20 protein-coding genes, 1 tRNA gene and 1 pseudogene are annotated in these 23,898 nt (G+C 35.1%); 10 read left to right on the forward strand and 12 right to left on the reverse strand.

What is annotated here, in order from left to right; genetic code table 11:
• The first annotated feature begins 23 nt into the window (after positions 1–23).
• Both smc and O5633_RS08965 read left to right on the forward strand, forming a co-directional pair.
• A complete protein-coding gene (gene smc / locus O5633_RS08960; protein WP_269609328.1) occupies positions 24–3,629 on the forward strand; it encodes a chromosome segregation protein SMC in 3,606 nt (1,201 codons plus the stop codon).
• 58 nt (positions 3,630–3,687) lie between these two features.
• The gene (locus O5633_RS08965; protein ID WP_269609329.1) at positions 3,688–4,731 is read left to right on the forward strand and encodes a PRC-barrel domain-containing protein; all 1,044 of its coding nucleotides are present in this window, start codon (positions 3,688–3,690) and stop codon (positions 4,729–4,731) included.
• Here O5633_RS08965 and O5633_RS08970 read toward each other — a convergent pair whose 3' ends face one another.
• Together O5633_RS08970 and O5633_RS08975 are read right to left on the reverse strand one after the other, a co-directional pair.
• Positions 4,732–6,009, reverse strand: a complete 1,278-nt coding sequence (locus O5633_RS08970) for a glycosyl transferase (protein WP_269609330.1) — start codon at positions 6,007–6,009, stop codon at positions 4,732–4,734.
• A 26-nt stretch (positions 6,010–6,035) separates the two neighbouring features.
• Positions 6,036–6,117: transfer RNA gene (locus O5633_RS08975), tRNA-Leu, on the reverse strand.
• Between the two features lie 125 nt (positions 6,118–6,242).
• Between O5633_RS08975 and accC the strand changes: the two genes are divergently transcribed.
• On the forward strand, positions 6,243–7,586 hold the full coding sequence (gene accC, locus O5633_RS08980) for an acetyl-CoA carboxylase biotin carboxylase subunit (protein WP_269609331.1): 1,344 nt from the start codon (positions 6,243–6,245) through the stop codon (positions 7,584–7,586).
• Positions 7,587–7,599: 13 nt separating this feature from the next.
• Here the strand turns inward: accC and O5633_RS08985 are convergent, their stop codons facing one another.
• Positions 7,600–7,899 carry a YggT family protein gene (locus O5633_RS08985; RefSeq protein ID WP_269609332.1) on the reverse strand — a complete coding sequence of 100 codons (300 nt, stop codon included), beginning with the start codon at positions 7,897–7,899 and terminating at the stop codon, positions 7,600–7,602.
• A gap of 87 nt (positions 7,900–7,986) precedes the next feature.
• Here O5633_RS08985 and psbX point away from each other — a divergent pair, with 87 nt between their 5' ends.
• Positions 7,987–8,157: a photosystem II reaction center protein PsbX gene (gene psbX / locus O5633_RS08990; protein ID WP_269609333.1), complete on the forward strand. Its 171-nt coding sequence runs from the start codon at positions 7,987–7,989 to the stop codon at positions 8,155–8,157.
• 83 nt (positions 8,158–8,240) lie between these two features.
• A complete protein-coding gene (locus tag O5633_RS08995; protein ID WP_269609334.1) occupies positions 8,241–9,212 on the forward strand; it encodes a Ycf66 family protein in 972 nt (323 codons plus the stop codon).
• 11 nt (positions 9,213–9,223) lie between these two features.
• On the opposite strand, the gene O5633_RS09000 is transcribed toward O5633_RS08995, so the two are convergent.
• The 5 genes from O5633_RS09000 to def all read right to left on the reverse strand — a co-directional run bounded on the left by O5633_RS09000 (position 9,224) and on the right by def (position 12,988).
• Positions 9,224–9,463: a chlorophyll a/b-binding protein gene (locus O5633_RS09000; protein WP_269609335.1), complete on the reverse strand. Its 240-nt coding sequence runs from the start codon at positions 9,461–9,463 to the stop codon at positions 9,224–9,226.
• A gap of 8 nt (positions 9,464–9,471) precedes the next feature.
• Positions 9,472–11,460: an ABC transporter ATP-binding protein/permease gene (locus O5633_RS09005; RefSeq protein WP_269609336.1), complete on the reverse strand. Its 1,989-nt coding sequence runs from the start codon at positions 11,458–11,460 to the stop codon at positions 9,472–9,474.
• 122 nt (positions 11,461–11,582) lie between these two features.
• Positions 11,583–11,864, reverse strand: coding sequence for a hypothetical protein (locus tag O5633_RS09010; RefSeq protein ID WP_269609337.1), 282 nt, complete (start codon positions 11,862–11,864; stop codon positions 11,583–11,585).
• Positions 11,865–11,974: 110 nt separating this feature from the next.
• On the reverse strand, positions 11,975–12,310 hold the full coding sequence (locus tag O5633_RS09015) for a histidine triad nucleotide-binding protein (protein WP_269609338.1): 336 nt from the start codon (positions 12,308–12,310) through the stop codon (positions 11,975–11,977).
• Between the two features lie 69 nt (positions 12,311–12,379).
• A complete protein-coding gene (def, locus tag O5633_RS09020) occupies positions 12,380–12,988 on the reverse strand; it encodes a peptide deformylase (protein ID WP_269609339.1) in 609 nt (202 codons plus the stop codon).
• Positions 12,989–14,359: 1,371 nt separating this feature from the next.
• On the opposite strand from def, the pseudogene O5633_RS09030 reads away from it, so the two are divergent.
• Positions 14,360–15,000, forward strand: a pseudogene (locus O5633_RS09030) (prolyl oligopeptidase family serine peptidase).
• Here the strand turns inward: O5633_RS09030 and O5633_RS09035 are convergent.
• From O5633_RS09035 to sufB, 4 genes are read right to left on the reverse strand one after another with little or no spacing between them, the layout of a single operon-like run.
• Entirely contained in the window at positions 14,997–16,244 is a 1,248-nt protein-coding gene (locus O5633_RS09035) for an aminotransferase class V-fold PLP-dependent enzyme (protein WP_269609343.1), read from the reverse strand. The pseudogene O5633_RS09030 and the gene O5633_RS09035 overlap by 4 nt on opposite strands.
• Positions 16,241–17,485: a Fe-S cluster assembly protein SufD gene (gene sufD / locus O5633_RS09040; RefSeq protein ID WP_269609344.1), complete on the reverse strand. Its 1,245-nt coding sequence runs from the start codon at positions 17,483–17,485 to the stop codon at positions 16,241–16,243. Before sufD ends, O5633_RS09035 begins: the two co-directional genes overlap by 4 nt.
• Entirely contained in the window at positions 17,482–18,273 is a 792-nt protein-coding gene (sufC, locus tag O5633_RS09045; protein WP_269609345.1) for a Fe-S cluster assembly ATPase SufC, read from the reverse strand. Before sufC ends, sufD begins: the two co-directional genes overlap by 4 nt.
• A 50-nt stretch (positions 18,274–18,323) precedes the next feature.
• Positions 18,324–19,766 (reverse strand): Fe-S cluster assembly protein SufB, encoded by a 1,443-nt coding sequence (gene sufB, locus O5633_RS09050; RefSeq protein WP_269609346.1) that lies wholly within the window; start codon positions 19,764–19,766, stop codon positions 18,324–18,326.
• Between the two features lie 399 nt (positions 19,767–20,165).
• On the opposite strand from sufB, the gene O5633_RS09055 reads away from it, so the two are divergent.
• The 4 genes from O5633_RS09055 (at position 20,166) to O5633_RS09070 (ending at position 23,889) form a co-directional block, all read left to right on the forward strand.
• The gene (locus O5633_RS09055; protein ID WP_269609347.1) at positions 20,166–20,609 is read left to right on the forward strand and encodes a hypothetical protein; all 444 of its coding nucleotides are present in this window, start codon (positions 20,166–20,168) and stop codon (positions 20,607–20,609) included.
• 291 nt (positions 20,610–20,900) lie between these two features.
• Positions 20,901–21,983 carry a DUF4912 domain-containing protein gene (locus O5633_RS09060; RefSeq protein ID WP_420063637.1) on the forward strand — a complete coding sequence of 361 codons (1,083 nt, stop codon included), beginning with the start codon at positions 20,901–20,903 and terminating at the stop codon, positions 21,981–21,983.
• 19 nt (positions 21,984–22,002) lie between these two features.
• Positions 22,003–22,173: a hypothetical protein gene (locus O5633_RS09065; protein WP_269609348.1), complete on the forward strand. Its 171-nt coding sequence runs from the start codon at positions 22,003–22,005 to the stop codon at positions 22,171–22,173.
• A 66-nt stretch (positions 22,174–22,239) separates the two neighbouring features.
• The gene (locus O5633_RS09070; RefSeq protein ID WP_269609349.1) at positions 22,240–23,889 is read left to right on the forward strand and encodes an alpha-D-glucose phosphate-specific phosphoglucomutase; all 1,650 of its coding nucleotides are present in this window, start codon (positions 22,240–22,242) and stop codon (positions 23,887–23,889) included.
• Positions 23,890–23,898 lie beyond the last annotated feature (9 nt).

Below are 23,898 nucleotides of genomic sequence, written 5' to 3' on the forward strand. Positions count from 1 at the left end.
ATCCTTATTGTGTATGGGTTCTGTTGGTCCATATCAACCACGTAGATTTGTCTCATTTCAAGTCCTTCGGTGGGTCGATGTCGATTCCACTTGAAGAGGGCTTTACAGTGGTAACAGGTCCAAATGGTTCTGGTAAAAGCAATATTCTTGATGGAGTTTTATTTTGTTTAGGCCTTGCAAATAGTCGAGGCATGAGAGCAGACAGATTACCCGATCTAGTCAATAGTGGAGTATTAAAAGCTGGAAAATCTTCGGAAACAAAAGTAACTGTCAAATTTGATTTAACTGATTGGCAGCCCGATGAAGCCGAAGAGGGTATAGAACCTACTGAGGAAGGGCCTTGGATTAAGCCTGATCAAAAAGAATGGACAGTATCAAGAAGATTAAAAGTTATGCCAGGAGGATCATATTCTTCCACTTACAGCGCAGATGGTGAGACTTGTAATTTACAGCAATTACAAACCCAATTAAGGCGTCTTAGGATCGATCCTGAAGGCAGCAATGTTGTCATGCAGGGAGATGTTACTCGAATTGTTTCTATGAGTAATAAAGATCGTAGAGGTCTAATAGACGAACTCGCTGGTGTTGCACTATTTGATACTCGTATTGATCAGACTCGTGCAAAGTTAAATGATGTTTATGAAAGGCAGGAACGTTGTCGTATTGTTGAACAAGAATTGATTCTTTCAAAACAGCGTTTGCAAAAAGATTGTGAGAAAGCAAGTTTATATAAAGATCTAAAAACTCAATTATTAATTGGCAGACAGCATGAATTAGTTTTATCCTATGAAAACGCAAAAAAGGGATTAGAAAAATTAGATCTAGATTATCAAGAATTGATTAAAAAAGAAAAAATAGATTCAGAGAAGTTACTTGAAGATGAGAATGATTTAAGTCAATGCATAGCTAAATTAGATATTTTACAAAAAAATGTTAAAGAACTTGGTGAAGATCAGTTGCTTGAAGTTCAAGGTAAACTAGCAGGTATTGAATCTCAACACAGAGAGATAGAAAGACTAGGACTTAATCATAAAAACGAAGGGGAAAAATTACAGGAATCTAGAAATAATCTTCTACAAAAGAAGAAAGATTATCAAACTGATTTACAAAATAAATTGAATGAGATAAATCCTAAAGAACTAGAAGAAGCTGACTTAAGATGTAAAGAAGCTGAGTCTTGGGTTGAATCTTCTAGAAGGAAACTTTCAGATGTGGCGGGTCGTTCTGGTGCTTGGATAAAAAAACATCAGAAAGCCAGAGAGAATCTTAATAAAATCAAATTAGAATTAGATCCTAAAAGACTTGAGAAACAAAATATTGAAGAAAGTTTATTGCAATTAAATGTTATTTTAAAAGAGTTAGAGACTGATCAAAAAGCTGATCAATCTTCCAATGAGAAAGTACATATAGAAATTAGTAATTTGGATAAAGAATGGGATACTATTTTAGATTTACTGTCTAATAAGAAAGAAGAATTTCAATTATTAGTATCTGAGAAAGGCATTCAAGAGCGCACAAAATATAGATTAGAGAAAGAACAAATAAAGCTTCAAAATGATATTGCTCGTGTAGAAAGTAGGAAAGAAATTATATCCGAAAGCCGAGGGACTAATGCAATCACTTTGTTATTAGAATCTGGCTTAGAAGGTATACATGGCCCTGTTGCTAATTTAGGCGAAGTGGAAGATCGTTATAGGATTGCTCTTGAAGTAGCTGCTGGTTCCAGACTTGGGCAAGTTGTTGTGGATAGCGATCGAATTGCTGCAAAATCAATTGATCTTTTAAAACGAAAAAGAGCTGGAAGGTTGACTTTTTTACCTCTTAATAAGATTTTTAAAAACTCTCAAAATAGGTCTGATGTATTTCAGAGATCCGTTCACACTAACCTTAATAAAAATACCGGATTAATTGGTAATGCTATTGACTTAATTCAATTTGATTCAATATATAAAAATGTTTTCTTGTATGTATTTGGTGAGACAATTGTTTTTAATGACTTGTCATCAGCTCGTGATCAAATTGGTATAAAAAGAGCTGTTACTTTAGAAGGCGAATTGTTGGAAAAGAGTGGAGCGATGACTGGCGGAAGTTTAAATAATAGAGCCTTTGGCTTAAGTTTTGGAAGAGTGAAAGATAATGATGATTGTGATCTTTTGAAGAATAGATTATTAGAAGTTGGTGAGACTTTAGCTAATTGTCAAAAGAACGAAAATCAACTCATCCATAAACTAGACAAGCTAAGAACTCAGCTAAGTGCATTAGAACAGAAGAAAGCAGCAATTGATGCTGAAAGAGTGACTTCTAAAAGATCAAATTCACCTTTATTAGAACGTCAAAGATATCGCTCAAAAAGGATTGATGATCTTCAAAAATCTAAAAAAGAAAAACTATTGCAATTAGAATCTATTAATTTGAGTATTAAACCTTTAGAGGTCGTTTTATCAGAAATTGAAAAGGAAGAAAAAACAATAGATAAATCAAGTGACTCATCTATTTGGTCTAAATTACAAAATGATTTAGAAAATGCTGATAAAAATCTTCTTGTTTTTAGAAATAAAAGAGATGAGATTTCAAATAAGCAATCCCAAAATAAGCTTGCAATAGAGCGATTAAATGATAAAGAAGCTTCTATAATCAGCGAAGAAAAACGCTTAAAGGATTCTATAGAAACTCTTGCTTCTGCTCATATCGCTTGGCGTGAGCAAAGCAAACTACTTAATACCAATAGACAAGATCTGATCAATCAACAAAAAGATTTAGAAACTCGCTTTGGAGAACAACGAAGAGAAAGAGATTGCGTGGAAGCTGATATATCTAAAAAACGATTAAATGTACAAGAGATGCAATGGGGTCTCCAATGTTTAAGGGAAGATCAAAAAAACATGAAGGAAGAGATACGAATGGAAACCATTCGATGTAATGAATTGGAGAAGAAGCTTCCTAATCCAATGCCTTTGATCTCAGATGAAATAAGAGATAATGGTTTGGATGTTTTACTGTCTCGATTGGAATCTTTGCAGAAAAGAATGGAAGAATTGGAACCTGTCAATATGCTTGCACTAGAAGAATTGGCTAAATTAGAAGACAGACTGAATGAACTTGAAACTAGACTTCAAGTTCTAACTGATGAAAGATCGGAGTTATTGGTTCGAATAGAGACAGTTGCAACTTTGCGTCAGGAGGCCTTTATGGAGGCTTTTCATGCGGTTGATACACATTTTCGTGAAATATTTGCAAGTCTCTCTGAAGGAGATGGACATTTGCAGCTTGAAAACCATGACGAACCTTTGGACGGTGGCTTGACTTTGGTTGCTCATCCAAAAGGTAAGCCTGTAAGAAGGCTTGCGGCGATGTCAGGTGGAGAAAAATCTTTAACAGCTTTGAGTTTTCTTTTTGCCTTGCAACGTTTTAGACCTTCTCCTTTTTACGCCCTGGATGAAGTAGATAGTTTCTTGGATGGAGTAAATGTTGAGAGGTTAGCGGCTTTAATTGCTCAGCAAGCTAAACAAGCACAATTTCTTGTTGTAAGTCATAGAAGACCTATGATTGGGGCCTCAATGAGGACTATTGGAGTTACGCAAGCGAGGGGAAATCATACTCAAGTTGTTGGGTTGCCAATCGCAGCTTGATTGAATTTACTAAGATGATTCAATATGGTTCTACTAATCTCATTACTGCATATTTGAGTTGACCAACACGCAAGCTCCACAAGAATCCACATCTGCTGTCCCCAGTGACAGATTATGGCTTCGTTCTGAGTTGATGGGCACTCAGGTTATTACACGTGATACTGGACGTAGGTTGGGTCTTGTAGGAGAAGTTGTTGTTGATATTGATCGTAGAGAAGTTGTTGCTTTAGGACTAAGAGATAATCCCTTAACGCGTTTTTTACCTGGCTTGCCAAGATGGCTTCCTCTTGATCAGATTCGTCAAGTAGGTGATGTCATTTTAGTTGATACAATAGATTCTTTAAGCGAAAATTTTGTTCCTGAAAGATTTAATAAAGTTATCAATTGTCAAGTTATTACTGAATCTGGAGATCAGTTGGGGAGAGTACTAGGATTTTCTTTTGATATTGAAACTGGAGAATTACTTACTTTAGTTATGGGAGCACTAGGGGTCCCTTTATTAGGCGAAGGGGTTTTAAGTACTTGGGAGATGCCCGTTAATGAAATTGTAAGTAGTGGACCTGATCGAATAATTGTTTATGAGGGCGCTGAGGAGAAATTAAAACAATTAAATAGTGGTTTCCTTGAAAAGCTTGGTGTAGGTAATTCGGGATTTGAAGAAAGCGAAAGAGAAAGGTACAGAGTTAATCTGGTTCCAGTGGAAAATCAATTAACTTCTGGTGAGATTGAAAATGATGATCAAAGACTTCTAGAACAATCCCAAGAGGAAATATTTGAAGAAGAAGAGATGGAATTCGTAGAATTACAAGATTCAGAAGAACAACAATATAATAAAGAATTAAGATATTTAGATGAACCTAATCAGTCATCAATTTATTCTGAAATTGATGAAGATGAAGTAAACTATAATCAATCAAAAATCAAAAATACATCTGACAACTTGCAGGCTAAAATGTCCTATCAAAATACTAAGAATAGATCAAAAATTTCAAGAGTAGAAGAACCGATGGATGTCGAACCTTTAGAAAAATCTTCAACAACAAATTCTCAAGATATGAAACCTAATGATAAAGAACTTATAGACATTGAAGATCCATGGTGATTAATTTAAAAGATTTTCTTCTTTAAGAAGATCAATAATTTGCTGACAAAATTTTTTGGTTGCTCCTTTACTACCCCTAAGTGCTTGTAAGTCTTTTTTTTGTCCGGAAAGCCTTGAGGGTGAATTAAGCCAATCAATAGTTTCTTCAGCTATTTGTTTGGGGGTTATATGCCCTACTCTTTCTGGAACAATCATCCTTTTTGCAGATATATTTGGCCAAGCCATATATCCTCTTTTTTTGAGTTTTATAAAGCTAATTAATAATCCTAAGCACCATTTTAAAATTGGTAATCTAGCTATTAAACCTACAAATCCATCCCATGCTTCCATAACTAAAATGTGTTGTGTAGGAACAACAACTATCATTGGAATATTTAATGATCCCAGCTCAGATGTATTTGCCCCTATTGTTGTTAGTGCAATATCACACTGGCTTAAATCACTATATGCTGGATGCTTCTCTTGTATTAAAATGACTGTAGAATTTTTGGTTATCAATATTCCTCTTCCTTCTTTTTTATTCGCTTTAGTAATTGACTTGATTCCAGATTTATATTGTTTTGAAATTGGATTTTTGCTGCTACCAAAGTATTTCAGTTCATTTATATTTGTGGTTGGAGCAAGTGGCATTAGAAACTTACAATCTGGCATTGATTTTGATATTTTATCTGCTACATCAAGAAAGAAAGGTATTCCAATTTTTAGTTTCGCACTTTTTGAACCTGGCAGGAGAGCAATCCACTTTCCAGAGGGGAGTGGATCATCAATTTTTGCAGTTTCAGTTAAGTCAGCTGTTAGGTCTCCTATGACTGAACAACGAGGTTGAATTCGTTTTGGTAATTTATCAACAATCCTTTTGGACATTGCAACAATTCTATTATTCCAAAAAGGCCATCTGGCAATCCACTCTGCATATGTCATATGTAAATATCCCAATCTTGCTGAAAGTAGAACACTCCAAAATTGATCTCCTCCTAAAAAAATTACTAAGCCGTTGGATGGCCATGATCCAAACTTTTTAGGGTTTAAAAGAAGCTCCAAGAAATTTTTTGCTTTTATTATTTTTTCAAATTGCAACCATTTTTTGGCAGCAATAATTTCAAGACCAGTTGCATTTGGGCATGGAACAAGTACCAAATTTAAAGATATTGAAGAATTATTTACTCTAGGTTTTAGCTCTATATGTTTATGAAGTTCTTTAGCAAGTGGCTTCACCCAAGTCGCTAGTTCGCCTGGTCCATTTGAGACAAAAATAATTGCTAAAGAATTATGACTCATTTATTGATGAGTATCAGTTTTAAGAATGCGGATGGCGAGACTTGAACTCGCAAGGCCGAAGCCACATGTTCCTTAGACATGCGCGTATACCAATTCCGCCACATCCGCAATTTACTCAGTTAAGCACTAAGTAACCCTGATCATAATGCTTAACCTATTAAGGTTCTACTTAATGGGTTTCAATCTTGGGCACCAATACTGATACGATCCAGATGAGGACTTAATAATTTTGAATGCCCATAGGCAAACTGCTGATAGCTAATCGTGGCGAAATAGCTTTAAGAATTCTCCGAAGCTGTCGTGAGATGGGGATAGCTACGGTAGCTGTTTACAGTACTGTTGATAAAAATGCGTTACATGTTCAATTAGCTGATGAAGCTGTATGCGTTGGAGATTCGCCTAGCAGTAAAAGTTATCTAAATGTTCCAAACATACTTGCTGCCGCAACTTCAAGAGGAGTAGATGCTATTCACCCTGGTTATGGCTTTTTAGCTGAGAATGATCGATTTGCAGAGATTTGCGGTGACCACGGGCTTATTTTTGTAGGCCCATCTCCTCATGCAATACGTTCCATGGGTGACAAGTCGACAGCTAAATCGACTATGCAAAAGGTTGGAGTACCTACCGTCCCTGGAAGTGAGGGTTTGCTCGATACTGTTTCAGATGCATCCAAGCTTGCCGCTGAAATGGGTTATCCAGTAATGATTAAAGCAACTGCAGGAGGCGGTGGAAGAGGCATGCGTTTAGTTAGTCATGCTGATGAATTGGAGAATCTTTTTAAAGCTGCGCAGGGGGAAGCAGAGGCTGCATTTGGCAACCCAGGACTTTATATGGAGAAATTTATTGATCGCCCAAGGCATGTAGAGGTTCAAATTCTTGCTGACCGATTTGGTAACGTCGTTCATCTCGGAGAAAGAGATTGCTCGATTCAAAGACGGCATCAGAAATTGTTAGAGGAATCACCAAGTCCAGCTTTAGATGATCAGCTAAGAATAAGAATGGGAGAAGCTGCAGTTTCAGCAGCAAAAAGCATCAATTACGAAGGCGCTGGAACAGTGGAATTCTTGCTTGATCGACACGGAAGTTTTTATTTTATGGAAATGAATACTCGAATACAGGTAGAACATCCTGTTACTGAGTTAGTTACTGGTATGGATCTAATTTCAGAACAATTACTTATAGCTGGAGGAGAAAAATTAAAATTTACTCAAGCAGAGATCAAGCTTGAGGGACATGCAATTGAATGTAGAATTAACGCTGAAGATCCAAGTCACAACTTTCGACCTTCTCCAGGAAAAATCACAGGTTGGTTACCTCCTGGTGGACCGGGTGTAAGGGTAGATAGCCACGTTTACACTGGTTACGATATTCCTCCTTTTTATGATTCTTTAATAGGAAAATTAATTGTTTGGGGAAGGGATAGAGAAGCTGCACTAAAAAGGATGGAAAGAGCTTTAAATGAATGTGCAGTCACAGGAATTACTACAACTATTGATTTTCATTTGAAATTACTTAAAAGAAAAGAATTTATAAAAGGTGATGTTCATACAAAGTTTGTCGAACAAGAAATGTTGTAAATAGCTATAAATATCAAAATATAATTTGAGTCAATAAACCTTGTTGACCAAGAAACAATTCTCGAAAAAGACTTAAGAGGCCTACCCAAATAATCGGAGTAACATCTACACCACCTATCGGAGCAACAATTTTTCGAGTAGACACTAGAACAGGTTCAGTTGGCAAGAAGATAATTGGCCAAAAACCAGTTCTTAAATCTATTTTTGGGTACCAAGTCAAAATAATTCTTAGAAGGAATGCAAGGGTTAGCGCACCTATTAAAAAACTCATTAAAAAATGTAGGGTTGGGAGACTTTTAACTAACAGAGGCATCACAAAGCTCAAAGCATTATTGAATAGATGGTTTAAATCATCTTTTATTGCGTAAGATTACTCGGTCTTGCATAAGAATTAGCTGAAATGGCTTTTCATTTATTAAATTTGTTCCTTAGTGCTGGAGCTTCTAGTCAAGCTGCTACAAGTTCTGCTGTTGGAATGATAGGAAGTTTTCTTGCAGCTGGAGCTTTGATAGTTGCACCTGCTGCTGCTGCCTTGATTTGGGTTAGTCAAAAAGATGCATTGAGTAGATAGCCCTAGCAATCACCTATTTATGCCATAGACTAATAACAATAAGGTTGTTTTCAACCTGAATATGTTTATTTAAGAGGACAAACTTGGTCAATGCCAGTCTCAATTGGGCCAGCATTGTTGGCATAGTTCTTGCTGTATGCGGAGCTGGCTTATATTTTCTTAGATCTTTTAAGCCAGCATTGGCAAGAGATTACGATGTTTTTTTTGCTGCCATTGGCTTGCTCTGTGGCGGAATACTTTTTTTCCAAGGATGGCGTTTAGATCCTATTCTTCAATTTGGACAGTTTTTGCTTGCTGGGACCACTGTTTTCTTTGCTTATGAAAGTGTTCGTCTGAGAGGTATTGCAACCGATCAAGCACGAAGATCTTCATATTTTGATGATGAACCTGAGTTACCAAGATCCTCCAGAGGAGGTTTGTCTGATGCAGGCTCTGATAGAAATTATGATCGATTTGAGGAATCTCAACCTATTAATAGAAGATTTTCAGGGAGAGAAGATTATCAAGAAGAATATGCAGATGATGAAAATTATGGAAGACGTCCATCGAGGGCGGTAATTCCTGAGCAGGCTGTAAGTAGAAGGCCAAGAAATATTAGTTCTTCAGAAATTAATACTCGAAGAGCTGAAACAGAAAGTAGAATGGGACGATTTGATAATTCAGAATCTTCCTCAGTTAGAGGCTCAAGTTTTGGAGACAGGCGAACTAGCCGACAAGAAACTAGAAGAGGCTCCCGTCCCTCCGCTAGTGGTCAAAATTCAAGTCGTAGAAGAAATGTAGCCCCTAACTCTTCTCAAGAATCATCTTCAAGGCTAAATTCTGATAATCAAACTAGTAACTATAATGCATCCAGGAGGTCTTCTAAAACTAATAATAGTATTGAAGATGCAGCTTTTTCTAGTTCTGAAAAAGGTGTAAGACGAGTAAGTAGAAGACCTGCGCAAAACTCTGATGCGACCCCTACTAAAGAAAGACCATCTTCTAAAAGCTCGTATTCATCATCCAAAAGAAAGTCGTCGAGACCAAGAGATAACAGTTCAAGATTTGATGATTAATCCAAAAATTATTATTTACTAATTATTCCAGCCCATTCCAAAAAAGATATCTTACTAAGTGCTTCTACAAGTAGAACTGCCATTAGACCAATCATTGCAAATCTTCCATTTATTCTCTCGGCATAACCACTCCAACCAAATTCAGGAATATCATTTGTGGTTGCGCTAGGTTGAAGATTTTTTATTTCTGAATCAGTTTTTTCTGGTTCGGTTGACTGATTATCTTGGATTGTTTCAGTATTTGAGTTCATAAAATACACTAGCTTTGATTGAATTGATAACTTTCAGCGGGCAATAATCGCCAACCTTTGTTCTCAGTGATTTCAAGTACAGTTTCATGATAGTTCTTCAAGGTTGGCCTATGACCAACGCTAATACAAGCCATCTCGCGTTGGTTAAGAAGTTCATATAGATGCTTTTCTGTATTTACGTCTAATGCACTTGTTGCTTCATCTAAAACAACATATTTAGGTGAATTTAGCAAAAGTCTTGCGAAAGCTAGCCTTTGTTGCTCTCCCAGAGATAATAGTCTTTGCCAATCTTGTTTGATATTTAGGTTAGGATACCTCTGGATAATTTGAGGTAACTTGACTTCTTCTAAAACGGCTTTTAGATGTTCATCACTGAATCGGTTCTTATCTAAAGGGTAACAAAGCTGTTCTCTTAAAGAGCCAAGAGTCATATATGGTTTTTGTGGGATAAAAAGTAAATCACCATTTGAGGGTGTTTCTATCTCACCAGATTGTATTGCCCATAGACCACTAATAGCTCTAAGCAAAGACGTCTTCCCACAACCAGAAGGTCCTACTACAAGTAAACTTTGGCCTGTCCCAAGACTTAGATTTAGATTATTAATCAGGAAATTATCTTTTCCAGGAGTTTTGATGCTTACATTTTTAAGAATAATAGAATCGTTGGCTTTAATTTCTACTTTAAAGTCATCAAATTTGTTATCTCTAATCTCATTCATATTTGATTGAAATCCTTCAAGTCTGCCTATGGAAGCTGAGAATCTAGCTAAAGCCTCTATTTTATAAATAATAAAAAATAATGATCCCTCAAGAAGGTTATAGTTTAAATTGGCTTGTTGAAAACTTCCATAGTCCATTTGGCCGCTAAGAATTGGTCCTGCGAGAATAATGAACGGAATAAAGACACTTCCATAAATTCCAGAGCGTTGGAGTACCCTTAATAATGCTTCCCATATTATTAAAAGATTAAAGTTATCAACTACAGACTTGAGTCTCCTACTGACTTCTTTTTCTTCTTGGTTTTCACCAGAATAAAAAGCAATTGATTCTGCATTGTTTCTTACATGTACAAGACCATAACGAAAATCTGCTTCAAATCGTAATTGATCATAATTTAATTTAAACAGTTTTCTACTAGCAAAAAGTAGTAAAGATGAAACTATTGTGGCGTAAACTATTAGAGCAAGTGTTAGCTCTTTACTTATACTTAGTAAAATAAAAATGTTTAATGAAAATACTAATAAAGAATCAAAAATATTTAACGAAAGATCAATAGTTTGTGCGGTAAAGTCTCTTGCATCTTCTGTAATTCTTTGATCCGGATTATCGACATTAGTTTCAGATTCATCGTTGGGATTTAATATGTAATATGTCCTATCATCTAAATAGTCGGTAATGAGGCTTTTGGATAACCATTCTCTCCATAAAAGCTGAAGTTTTGCTGAAAAATAAAATTGTAAGCTTCTTATTGGAAGAGCTGCAATAAAACAAATTCCAAGAATCCACAAATTCTTATAACTTTCATTTTCATCTTTTTGTATTAAGGCATTAGTTATATCTCTGACGAGAAAAGTAATTCCTGCGTTAATTCCATTGACAGATAACAACATCAATATGATTACTCCTAGTAAAAGCCAAGGGAGCCATCTCCTTTGCCTTAGCTGGCCACGAAAAGTGATAAATGAAAAACTGCCTAAGGCAAACAAACCTGAAATTATTATTCCTGAAGGGCCATTCCAAATAACCTTTAAGGAATTTTGAACCCCTCCTAAAAATTGGTTGGTTACCTCTGGAACTAAATTAGTTAACAGGCTCATTAAACCTGTTAGTAAAAATAAAACTGTTCCACCCACACAAAATAATAAAGCTATTAATAAATAGACAAATAGCCAGCCATTATTCTTTGTATAAGGTAGAAAATATGGCTGAGTGAGCTTTCTTAATTTAATTAGTTGGCTTACTAGTCCTTTTTGAGCTTTAGTAATTGATGAAGTCATATTAATTTGATTATTTCAAAGTCAATAATTACTTGATAAGGAATAAGGCTAGCTTATTTTTTAAAGTTCAATTTGACACTTCTCAAGTTCAGAAACTCATCAAAGTCATTTATTTTTATATCTTAGCTAAAACCCAAATATGTTTTTATTATCATTGGTAATGGTAGCGAAGAAATAAGTTGCATATTAAAAGAATGAACTGCAGGAATAGTTTGATCTAAAACCCAAATAACCAAAAAAGGGACATTGAGAATTATCTGCCACTGCCATTTGTAAGTTAAAATTGACCATAGTTTTTTTAAAATAGATTGCTGGTTCTCACTAAGATTTGACCAAAAATCTTCTAGATTTGTGTTTATTTTATTAATAATGCTGTTTTTATCTGCAGCAGTTTGGGAGTCCATTGAACACGATTAATTAAATACCTTATAGCGCATAAATGGGTGAAGTTGAGAAAGCAACTAAGCCAGTAAGACAATCGTGTGCGTTGATCAAAATCATGAAAATCCAAAAGTCACCCTGGTGGCCAACTTAATTTCCTTCCGCCAATGATATGAATATGTAAGTGAAATACTGTTTGACCAGCTTCTTCGCCTGTATTAATAATGGTTCTCCAACTTTCTAAACCAGAGGCATTAGCAATTTCGGTCCCTTTTAGAAGTAAGTGACCCAGTAATTCTTGATCTTCTTTTTTTATATGTTGCAGACTTGGAATAGGTTTTCTAGGAATGATTAAAATGTGAGTAGGTGCTTGGGGGGTAATATCTTTGAAAGCTAGGCATTTGTTATCACTGAAAACCTCGTCACATGGTATTTCACCACTAAGAATTTTATCAAAAATTGTTGTCATTGAATTTGAGGAGAGACCAATAATAAGAATCTAATTTGACTCTTTATAGTTTTAATTGAAATGAGTCTTTCAATTCATTTCTTTTATTACATCGCTTTGATTGAAATTATTTTCATTTAATTGTTTTTTCAGCTCTTCTTCATCAGTTACTTTATCAACAAAACAGACACCATTTAGGTGGTCTATTTCGTGCTGAATGCATCTTGCCATTAGACCATCTGCATTCATTTTTTTTGGCCTACCCAATTCATCTCGATAAATTAATTTAATTGATGAGGGCCGTAAAACATTAAGGTAAACGCCAGGTATACTGAGACAACCTTCTTCATATGTAACTAAGCTTGCATTAGATGAAATTATCTCAGGATTTATAAATACCATCGGTGGAGCATTTGGATCTTCAAAATTTAAATCAATAACTAACAATCTCTTTTGTATTCCGACTTGAGGCGCTGCTAAACCAATACCTTTTGAAGAATACATAGTTATGAGCATATCTTTAACTAACTTTCGAATTGAATCATCAACTTTGACGATACGATTGGCTGGTGTTCTTAAAGCCTCGTGTCCCAGTTGATACACCTTTAAAGGGGGATTCTTGACAGGTTCTTTCGAAACTGAAATTGAGGGCTTCTTTTTTTCTGCATTTTTTGCAAGTTGAGCAAAACTGCCAGCCAAAGGAGTCTTAATACAACAACTTTTATACTTTACTTTGTTTTAAGTTCCATGAGTGAATTAATCATTGACTCTCAACATCAATGAGGAGAAATAATGACAATTTTCGATGCTGAAAAGGTTTTTGGAGAAGCTCCCATATTTAAAGAGCCTCGGATAATAGGTGAGTGGGTTTTATGGTTAGAACAACGACCAAACGAAAAGGGAAGAACTACAGCTTTAATTAGACCTTGGGGTCGAAAAGATTTATTACCTCAGGAGTTAACACCATATCCAAGTGATTTAAGGACAAAAATTCATGGATATGGTGGTGCTCCGTTAACAGCTACCCAGAATGGGTCAGATCTAATATTGACTTGGGTCGACAATAAAGATAATTGCTTATGGATAAGAATTTGGTCTTCTGCGGAAGAAAATGAAAAATCTTCTTCTTTTAAATTAATACCTAAAATACAATCAGTTTGTCTTTCAAAAAAACATAATTGTTTTCTTGCAGGTGGCGTAATTGATCTTGAAAAAAATATTTGGATTGGATTGATGGAAGATGAAGAAGGAGATCATATAGTTTCTTATTCTTTAGATAAAACTTATCAATATCCAAAAATTCTTTATTCATCTAAGGGCTTATTAGGTTATCTTGCGCTGAATTCTAAAGATAGAAAGTTGGCATGGGTTGAGTGGGAAAATACTTCAATGCCTTGGGATTTAAATGAATTAAAATTAGCCAAATTGGATGAAAACGTAAATATCATAAATATAATCAATTTTAATAATGAATATTTAAAGTGCACGAAAAAAATTTCATTTTTTAAGCCCACTTGGTCTGATATAGGTGATCTTTTTGTCGCTGAAGATAGTAGTGGCTGGTGGAATATCACAAAGATTAAAACTGACAATAAGAATCATTTAATTACTATTTCTCAGAATCAGTGGACTATGAAGGCTGAAATTGCTTTTCCACAATGGGTTCATGGGATGTCGAGCTTTTCATGTGTGGGGGATGATGTCGTTGGAGTTTTTGCTCAAGAAGGAATTTGGACTTTAGCTTTATTTCAAAAAAATGGATTTATCCGAATTATTGACCAACCTTTTATTGATTTCTCAGGTCTTCATTCGTATCAAAATCGACTTGTTGCAATTGCCAGTAGTTCAGAAATTAGTGAAGGGATTCTTGAAATAGATTTAGTGGATGAAAGTTGGGACCATACTCCTGCCTCTTCATTTAGCTTGGATCCAAAGGAAATAAGTATTGGCGAATCTTTTTGGTTTATCGGATCAAATGAAAAGAATGTTCATGCTTGGTATTATCCACCTCTCAATAGACAAATATTATTACCACCATTGTTGGTGAAAAGTCATAGCGGGCCTACTGGTATGGCTCGATGTGGATTGGATTTAGAGGTGCAATTTTGGACATCAAGAGGTTGGGCAGTTGTTGATGTTAATTATGGAGGTTCTTCTGGTTTCGGTAGGGAATATAGAGATCGATTGAGCGGAAACTGGGGGTAATCGATGTTTTGGATTGCACTAAGGCAGCTGAGTCATTGATTGCATCTGGTAAGGCTAACAAAGACCATATAGCAATTGTAGGGAGTAGTGCATCAGGCTTTACAGCTTTAGGCTGCTTGATATCTACTGACATTTTTAATGTTGGAGCTTGTAAATATGCTGTAATTGATTTGATAGGTATGGCTAATTCAACTCATAGATTTGAAGAATTTTATTTAGATTATCTAATAGGCAATATAGAAACTGATTATGAACAATATCTTAAAAGATCTCCAATTCAAAATGTTAATTCTATCAATATGCCATTGATTTTATTTCATGGGTTAAAAGATAAAGTTATACCCTGTGATCAATCTATTAAAATCAAAGATGAATTATTAAAACGTGAAATTCCAGTGCAAATAGATTTGTTTGAGAACGAAGGTCATGGATTTAAGGACGGCAAAATAAAAGTTGATGTATTAAAAAAAACAGAGGCTTTTTTTAAACAATATCTAAATATTTAAGAATTTTTCTTTAAAAAAGAAATTACTGATTTTAGTTCTTCAGTAAGAGAGTCAATTTCTGATGGAGTAGAAATAAAGCTTAAGCTTGCTCTCGCTGTGCTTTTTATCCCATAGAAGCGATGGAGGGGTTGGCAGCAATGATGACCACTCCTAATGCAAATATTGCTGTTATCAAGTAACTCCGCAACATCATTGGAATGAATACCTTTTATATGAAAAGTTGCTAATGGTCCTCTATCAGGCTGAATTAATGGGCTAGGACCAAGAATCTTTAAATCATCTATCTCTTCAAGTTTTTCAAAAAGATATTTTGTTAATTCTTTCTCGTAATTATGGATTTCGTTTAATCCAATTGATTGTAAGTAATTAAGTGCGGTTCCCATACCGATTGCTTCACCTATGGCTGGAGTACCCGCTTCGAATTTATGTGGCAAGTTTGCCCAAGTGCTGTTGTCCTTAAAAACTTCATTAATCATTTCTCCTCCACCAAGGAAAGGAGGAATTTTGTCTAAAATTTCTTCTCTTCCCCATAAAAAACCTATACCAGTAGGCCCGCAAAGTTTATGAGAAGATCCTGCCAGAAAATCAATACCAAGTTTTTTAATATCTACCGGTTTATGAGCAAGACTTTGGCAAGCATCTAAAAGAACTAAGCTACCTTTTTGATGTGCAAGGTCTGAAATTTCCTCGATAGGATTACAACTTCCTAGTGTATTACTTACATGAACAAGACTTACTATTTTAGTTTTATCACTCAATTTTTTTCTAAAATCATCAAGATCCAATTCTCCATTTTTATCAATATTGATATAAATGAGCTTGCACTTTTTTGCGTTAGCTATTAATTGCCAAGGAACTATATTACTATGATGTTCCATTAAACTTATTAAGATTTCGTCGTTTTCCTGAAGTTCATAATTTCCCCATGTATAAGCCACAAGGTTGATAGCTTCCGTAGCATTTCTAGTAAAAATAATCTCTTTTTCATTATTACTATTAACAAAATTTGCTGTTAACTTTCTTGAATTTTCAAATTTTTCTGTTGCGATTGCACTCAACTGATGTGCACCTCTATGAACATTAGCATTTTGAAAGCTATAGTATTTTTTTAAAGAATCTATAACTTCTTGTGGCTTTTGACTAGTAGCTGCATGATCTAGATATATTAAATTATTATTATTTCCATTAAAAAGTGGAAAATCATTTCTATATTTTTCGGCAATATTTTTTACTAAATGGTTCACTTTTTTATATCTTGTATTAACTTTTCAATAAAATTCCACTTTCTAGCACTTTTAGGAAAGTTTGAAATTATTTCATCATAATATCCTTTTAATAACAAAGAATTAGCATGTTTATTATCAATACCTCTACTAAGTAAATAAAATAATTCCTCATCTTGGAGTTGGCTTACAGTTGCTCCGTGAGTACACCTAACATCATCAGCAACTATTTCAAGCTCTGGTTTTGTATCTATTCTGGCGCGTTTGGAAAGTAATAAATTTCTACTCAGCTGTGCAGCTTCTGTTTTTTGGGCTTTTTGAGGAACATTAATCGAACCATTAAAAATGCAATGAGAATATTCAGAAGCTACGGCTTTTTGTAATTGATCAAGCTTTCCATCTGGACCTTCAAATCTAATTAGAGAGTGTGTGGATATTTGCTCTTTTGATTGAGTGACTTGGAGGCCTTTGATAATTGTTGAAGCGTCTCCTTCACTTTGAATGATTCTTGGTTCGAAGCGGGCATAATCCCAACCATGATGTATTGAATGAAGAGAATATTTACTTTTTTTTGATTGTTCTACAGCTAAAGTACAAATTGAGGAGGATTCTTTTTCTTCACCCAAAGAAATTAATCCATGAGTTAACTCTACTTTGGATTCCAGCTTTATTTCGATTAAATGATTTTGTGCTGAATTCTTATTACCTATTAGAACTTGTAAAAGATCTAATTTAGCTCCCTCTTCAACAAGTAGAAAGATTCTAGTTGAGATTGACTTCTCCTCTATCGATGGAATTACGATTTCTAATGATTGACTGAAACTAGGCTTAACTTTTAATGCTAAAAGCTCAGAGCTTGATGCCTGGTTAAGAGATACTGATACGTCATTTTTAATATTAGTAGACTTAACTATTTTGCCAAGGTTCTCTTCAATTTCTTGATCATTCAGTTTTTCAATACCATTAGGTAAATTAATATTTAAAATTGGATTTTCATTAGGATTAATTATAACCCTTTCTCTATTTTTATCCTTTTCTGGAAAGATAGATTTGAATTTAATATCTTTGCTCTCAATAATTGTTGGTAATGACAAAAAATTATTTAACTTATTGAAGTTGGATAATCGCCAGGCTTCATCTTTCTTAGTGGGCATCCCTTGCTTTAAGAGAAATTCTCGTCCTATTGATTGTTCGTTTTTTAAATAACCATCAGTTGGCTTAAGAGAGTCAAGCCATTCTTGGCAAATAGTTGATGATTTCATGTTGCCATTTCCTTATCTTTGGTATTTTTGTCAATAAAGTCATAACCTGATTTTTCCAGGTCAATTGCTAGTTCTTTGTTGCCAGTTTTTATTATTTTTCCATCAGCCATTATGTGTACAAAGTCAGGAGTAATCTCATTAAGCAGTCTTTGATAATGCGTTATTAAAATTGTTGCCGAATTTGGTTTTGAGAGTTTATTGATGCCAGATGCAACAATTCTCAGAGCATCAATATCAAGTCCTGAATCAGTTTCATCGAGTATTGATATGACTGGTTCAAGAAGGGCCATTTGAAGAATCTCGTTACGTTTTTTCTCTCCACCAGAAAAACCCTCATTTACGCTTCTTTCTAGAAAGGCTGGATTCATTTCAACTATTTTCAATCTTTCTTTTACTAGGTCTTCGAATTCAAAAGTATCTAATTCACTTTTAAGTAATTCTTTTCTTCTTGAATTGGTAGCAACTCTTAAGAACTCTAGATTACTAACACCAGGAATTTCTACTGGGTATTGGAAACCAAGGAAAATTCCGATTCTTGCTCTTTCCTCAGGGGCTAGCTCAAGAATATTCGTACCTTTAAATTGGATAGAACCTGATAGAACTTTGTAAGCTGGATGCCCAGCAATAACTTTTGAAAGAGTACTTTTTCCACTTCCATTGCGACCCATAATTGCATGGATTTCCCCTTCTTTTACTAACAGATTGACTCCATGAAGAATCGCTTGATCTTCAACACTGGCATGAAGATCGTTAATAGATAATATTGTTTCTGAAGTTGATAGAATCACTAAATTAGAGGGAAATTTGTAGAGGGAAAAAGTATGGTTTTAAATTATTTTTATCCAACAGAACCCTCCAATTTTAAAGCTAGAAGTTTATCTGCTTCAGATGCAAACTCCATAGGTAATTCATTGAAAACATCACTACAAAATCCACTAATTATCATTGAAACAGATTCTTCAAAATCAATTCCTCTACTTTGTAAGTAAAACAGTTGATCTTCTGAAATCCTACAAGTACTAGCTTCATGTTCAATATTTGATTGAGGTTGCTTGGATTGAATATATGGATATGTGTTTGCGCTGGCCTTGTCGCCGATCAACATAGAGTCACATTGACTGTAATTTCTAGAGCCTTCAGCATTTGGGCTTATGGAGACAAGACCTCGATAGCTGTTCTTAGATTGTCCAGCGCTGATACCTTTACTTACGATTTTTGATTTTGTATTTTTTCCTATGTGAATCATTTTTGTCCCGGTATCTGCTTTCTGAAAATTATTTGTGAGTGCAATTGAATAAAACTCACCAATTGAATTGTCTCCTTGCAGTACGCAACTTGGGTATTTCCATGTGATAGCAGATCCTGTTTCGACTTGAGACCAGCTTATTTTGCTTTTCTTTCCTCTGCATTCTCCTCGTTTAGTGACGAAGTTATATATTCCTCCAACCCCTTCTTCATTACCTGCATACCAATTTTGCACTGTTGAATATTTAATAGAGGCATTATCGAGTGCGACAAGCTCAACAACAGCAGCATGTAGCGTATTGGTATCAAACATAGGCGCCGTACAACCCTCTAGATAACTAACAGAGGAAGATTCTTCTGCAATAATTAAGGTTCGTTCAAATTGGCCAGTGTCTCCAGAATTTATTCGGAAATAAGATGATAATTCCATTGGACATTCGACACCTTTAGGTATATAAACAAATGAACCATCACTGAAAACAGCAGAATTTAGGGCTGCAAAAAAATTATCATTTATAGGAACAACTGTTCCCATATATTTTTCAATTAAATCTGGATATTCACTAATTGCTTCACTGATAGAGCAAAATATTACTCCATGTTCAGCTAGCTTTTCTTTATATGTAGTAGCTATGGAAACACTGTCAAATACAGCATCAACAGCTACATTAGATAACCTTTTTTGTTCACTAAGTGGTATGCCAAGCTTTTCAAAAGTTTCAAGTAATTTAGGATCAACTTCATCTAAACTCTTCTTTTTTATATCTTGTTTTGGGGCTGCATAATAAACTAGATCCTCATAATCTACTTTGGAATAAGTTAAACCAGACCAATTCGGCTCTTTCATCTTCAACCATTGTTCATAAGCTCTTAAACGAAATTTCAATAAGAAATTTGGCTCATTCTTTTTTGCAGAAATCAACCTGATAACATCTTCATTCAATCCTTTTGCTATCTTTTCAGTTTCTATATCAGTGATGAAACCATATTTATAAGGCTGGGAAACAATTTCTTCGACAGTATTAGTTTGAGTCATTTTATTTTGATTAAATCAAGTCGTAGTAGTGTTTTATTTATGAAAAGTTTGGCTTTTAAGATCCAAGATAATCTTCAATTATGACATTTGGGGTTCGTCATTGGATCAGAGTGTTTTCATAGTTGGATCTCAAACGACATTCTAAGTCAAATCAAGGGGGAAAACCCAGTGTTACGAAAGTAGTTTTAATCTCACAACACCATAAACCAAAATACTTAGAATCGTTTCAAATTTGAAATGTGCTGGAATAAAACTCTTAACCCTTTTTGAATTTCTAGATGACTTTAACATATATTGAAATAGTGGTATAAACCCCTGTGAATGCTGATAACCTTATTTATAAATTTCTGTTTTGAACTTGTAATATTTAATGAATGAGTATCTTTATTTTGTATATAAATGAAAGAAAGTGATATAAAATCTATTATAAATATAAATATTCTTTTAAACTTTACTGGCCATAGTTGCTCCCACTCTCAGATGATGGAATCTGCTTTTGAAGATAATTCTGAAAATAGTCCCTTAAGCAAAGACGATATAAATTTGATTGCTTTGACCAGCCTTTCAGTGAGTGAAAAGCATCATCTCAGAATGCTTGCGCACTGCTTGCAATGTTTTAAATCCATGCGTAAGAAAAATTCAGAAGGGTTGATCCCTGTTAAAGAGGAATGGCTGGAATGGTGTTTGAAGAATCCCATAATGCTTAAAGATGACGAGTTTGTTCAAGTTATGTTTGAGCAATTTTCCGGGGCAGCTATCCAGTTGGAAAGACTGTCAAATGATTTAAAAGTTGCTCCATTGGATTTGACATTGAGAAATTTAATTGACGCATATGACGCTTGAAATTGTTCTGGGCCGAACATGAAAAGAAAATGATCCCAAAGAAATTAAAGTTTTCGAAATTTCAAAAATTAGGAAATTTTTTAAATTCTCTTTGAATTAATTTTGTTTGTTGAGAATTTTTGAATACTAAATCAACTCCTAGTTCCTAGTTACAGCAATGCTTTTTAACAGCAAGTACCAGTTTATGATCTGTTCTTGGAGTCAGTAGATGCTGACCACACTAACGAGAAGAGCACATTTCATCACATACTTATCGGACTGATCCCAAATAAAAAATGGAGGTTTATGGGCGTGACTTTTGATCAAGAATCCCTGTCACGTTTAACACTTCGTCAGCTTCGTATTAAAGCGAGTGATTTAGGTATTCCTCTTTATAGCAGAAAATCAAAAGCTGATTTAGTTAAAGGTGTTTTGCTATATGAAGAAAAAAAGGAATTAGAAAGACAGTTGATAAACGAAAAAACCACACCCTCTCAAGAAACTATATCTTCAAATTCATCAGAGACCAAAGTAGTCTTTCTACCTCGTGATCCCGAGTGGGCGTATGTATTTTGGGAGATCTCAGATTCAGATCGTTCTAATGCGCAAAATGAAGGTGCTAATAGGCTGTGCTTGCGTTTAGCCGATGTTACTCATAGAGACAATGGAGAAGTCAATCCTGGAACTCTTCAAGAAGTTGTTGTTGATAGTCACAGCACTGAGTGGTACTTACCTATTCCTTTAGGAGGTAGAGACTATAAGGTTGAATTGGGTTATCGCATTGGCCATAAATGGATGTCACTTGCTTTTTCATCTTCAGCGAAAGTACCCTCACTACATCCAAGTGATCAAATTCTTGATCAATTTGTACCTTTTAGTTTGGAAGCGCCAATTACTACATCTTCTGAGGCTGTGGATGATAGTGTTTCTTCTGATCAGCCAGATAGTGGTCTTCATGAGCGCTTATATCAATCTGCTACTACAAAATTTAGAACAAGACGAGTTGGGTCAGAAGAATTTCAAGAGGGTGCACCTAATGATCAGAATTTTAACAATGAATCTGGAAGTGGACTTTGGGCTAGTGGATTAAATGAATCGGGTATTGGATTGGTTCCTCAACCACGTTCTTTTTGGCTAGTTGCAGATGCTGAATTAATTGTTTATGGAGCTACTGACCCATCCGCTAAATTATTTATCGAAGATGAAGAGATTCCATTAGCCAATGATGGAACTTTTAGATTGCAAGTCCCTTTCAGAGATGGGATTCAGAACTATTCAATTAAAGCGATAGATAAAGATAGGGTAGATTCAAGGAACATAACAATGAAATTCGAAAGAGTTACTCCGGTTGATAATACGAATCCAAATGCAAAAGCTGAATCAGAATGGTTTTAAATCTAATCCCACTTAATTCATGGTTCGATTAATTGTAGCTTTTACTCCATTAGTAGGGGCTATTGCTTTTCCTTTATTAATTCCTACTACGATTGAGCGTTTAGGATTGGGTCCCGGTGTTTTAAGTGCGTTGATTTTAAGTACTCTTTGGTTTGTCGCAATGCTTCGTACTTCTGAAATGCCTCACTGAATTCAAAGTGTTACCATTTTGATTTTCGATTCATTTTTTAATATTATTCACTAATCTATTTTCAAAGTGTTTTCTTCAGAATTTAGCCAACTTACAATTAAGTTAAACTCCCCTTTTACTGATCAGAAACCAGGTACCTCTGGATTAAGAAAAAGTACTTTGCAATTTGAAAAGGCTCATTACCTTGAGAGTTTTATTGAATCAATCTTCAGTTCCCTGCCTGGAGTGCAAGGAGGTGTTTTGGTTGTAGGGGGTGATGGTAGATATGGCAACAAAAGAGCGATTGATATTATTATCCGGATGGCAGCTGCACATGGAATTCAAAAAGTCATAACAACTGTAGATGGAATTTTGTCGACCCCTGCGGCTTCTAATTTGATTCGAATTAATAAAGCAATAGGTGGAATTATTTTATCTGCCAGTCACAATCCAGGTGGACTTGAAGGTGATTTTGGAGTCAAGCTAAATGGCCCAAATGGTGGACCTGCCTCCGAACCTTTAACTGAAGAAATTTATAATTACTCCAAAAATCTTAAAGAATATAAGATCATAAAATGTCAATCAAATAGGTCTTATTCACCTGGTAAATATAAATTAGCTTCAATGGTTGTGGAGATAATTGATGGAATAGAAGATTACTTAGATTTAATGAAAAAAATATTTGATTTTGATTTGATTAGTTCATATATTAACAAAGATTTTCCAATCGTTTTTGATGCATTAAATGCTGTTACAGGACCATATGCAAAGCGTCTTTTTGTTGATTATTTAGGAGCTAATTCAGAAACAGTAAGGAATGGAATACCTTTGGAAGATTTTGGGGGTCTTCATCCTGACCCAAATTTGACTTATGCAAAAGATCTTGCTGACTTGCTTTTACAAGGGAATTTATTTTCGTTCGGAGCAGCATGTGATGGCGATGGTGATAGAAATATGATTTTGGGACGTGGTTGCTTTGTAAATCCTAGTGATAGCCTTGCAATTTTAGCTGCGAATTACGATTGTGTGCCAGGGTATGCCAAAGGTTTATCTGGTGTTGCTCGTTCCATGCCGACGAGTTCCGCTGTAGATGTTGTCGCGAAACATTTAGGGATAAATTGCTTTGAAACGCCTACCGGATGGAAATTCTTTGGTAATCTTTTGGACTCTAATCAAATTACTCTGTGTGGAGAGGAGAGCTTTGGAACTGGAAGTGATCATATAAGAGAAAAAGATGGATTGTGGGCTGTTCTTTTTTGGTTGCAGATACTTGCGTCCAAGAAAAAGTCTGTTTCTGAGATATTGAGAAATCATTGGCTATTTTATGGTCGTCATTACTATTCTCGTCACGACTATGAATCTATTCCATCTGAAGTTGCCAATTCTCTTTATTCGAGATTGAGCAATATGCTTCCCAGTTTAAAAGATCAATCTTTTGCTGGAAGGACAGTAACAAATGCTGATGATTTTAGCTATACAGATCCAGTTGATGGTTCAATTACGCTTAATCAGGGTTTGAGAATTTTATTAGATGATGGTAGTAGAGTTCTAGTCAGACTATCTGGCACTGGCACTCAAGGAGCTACGTTAAGGGTTTACTTTGAAAGCTTTACTCCAAGTGATGGTGATATCACTCAAGATCCGCAGTTGGCTTTGGATCCTTTAATTAAAAGTATTGATTCTCTAGCTGAGATCTCAAAACGAACAGGCATGTCCGTTCCAACAGTTATTACCTAGATCAAAATC

The sequence above is a fragment of the Prochlorococcus marinus str. MIT 1013 genome, assembly GCF_027359395.1.
In the GTDB taxonomy this organism is placed as follows: Bacteria; Cyanobacteriota; Cyanobacteriia; order PCC-6307; family Cyanobiaceae; genus Prochlorococcus_B; species Prochlorococcus_B marinus_E.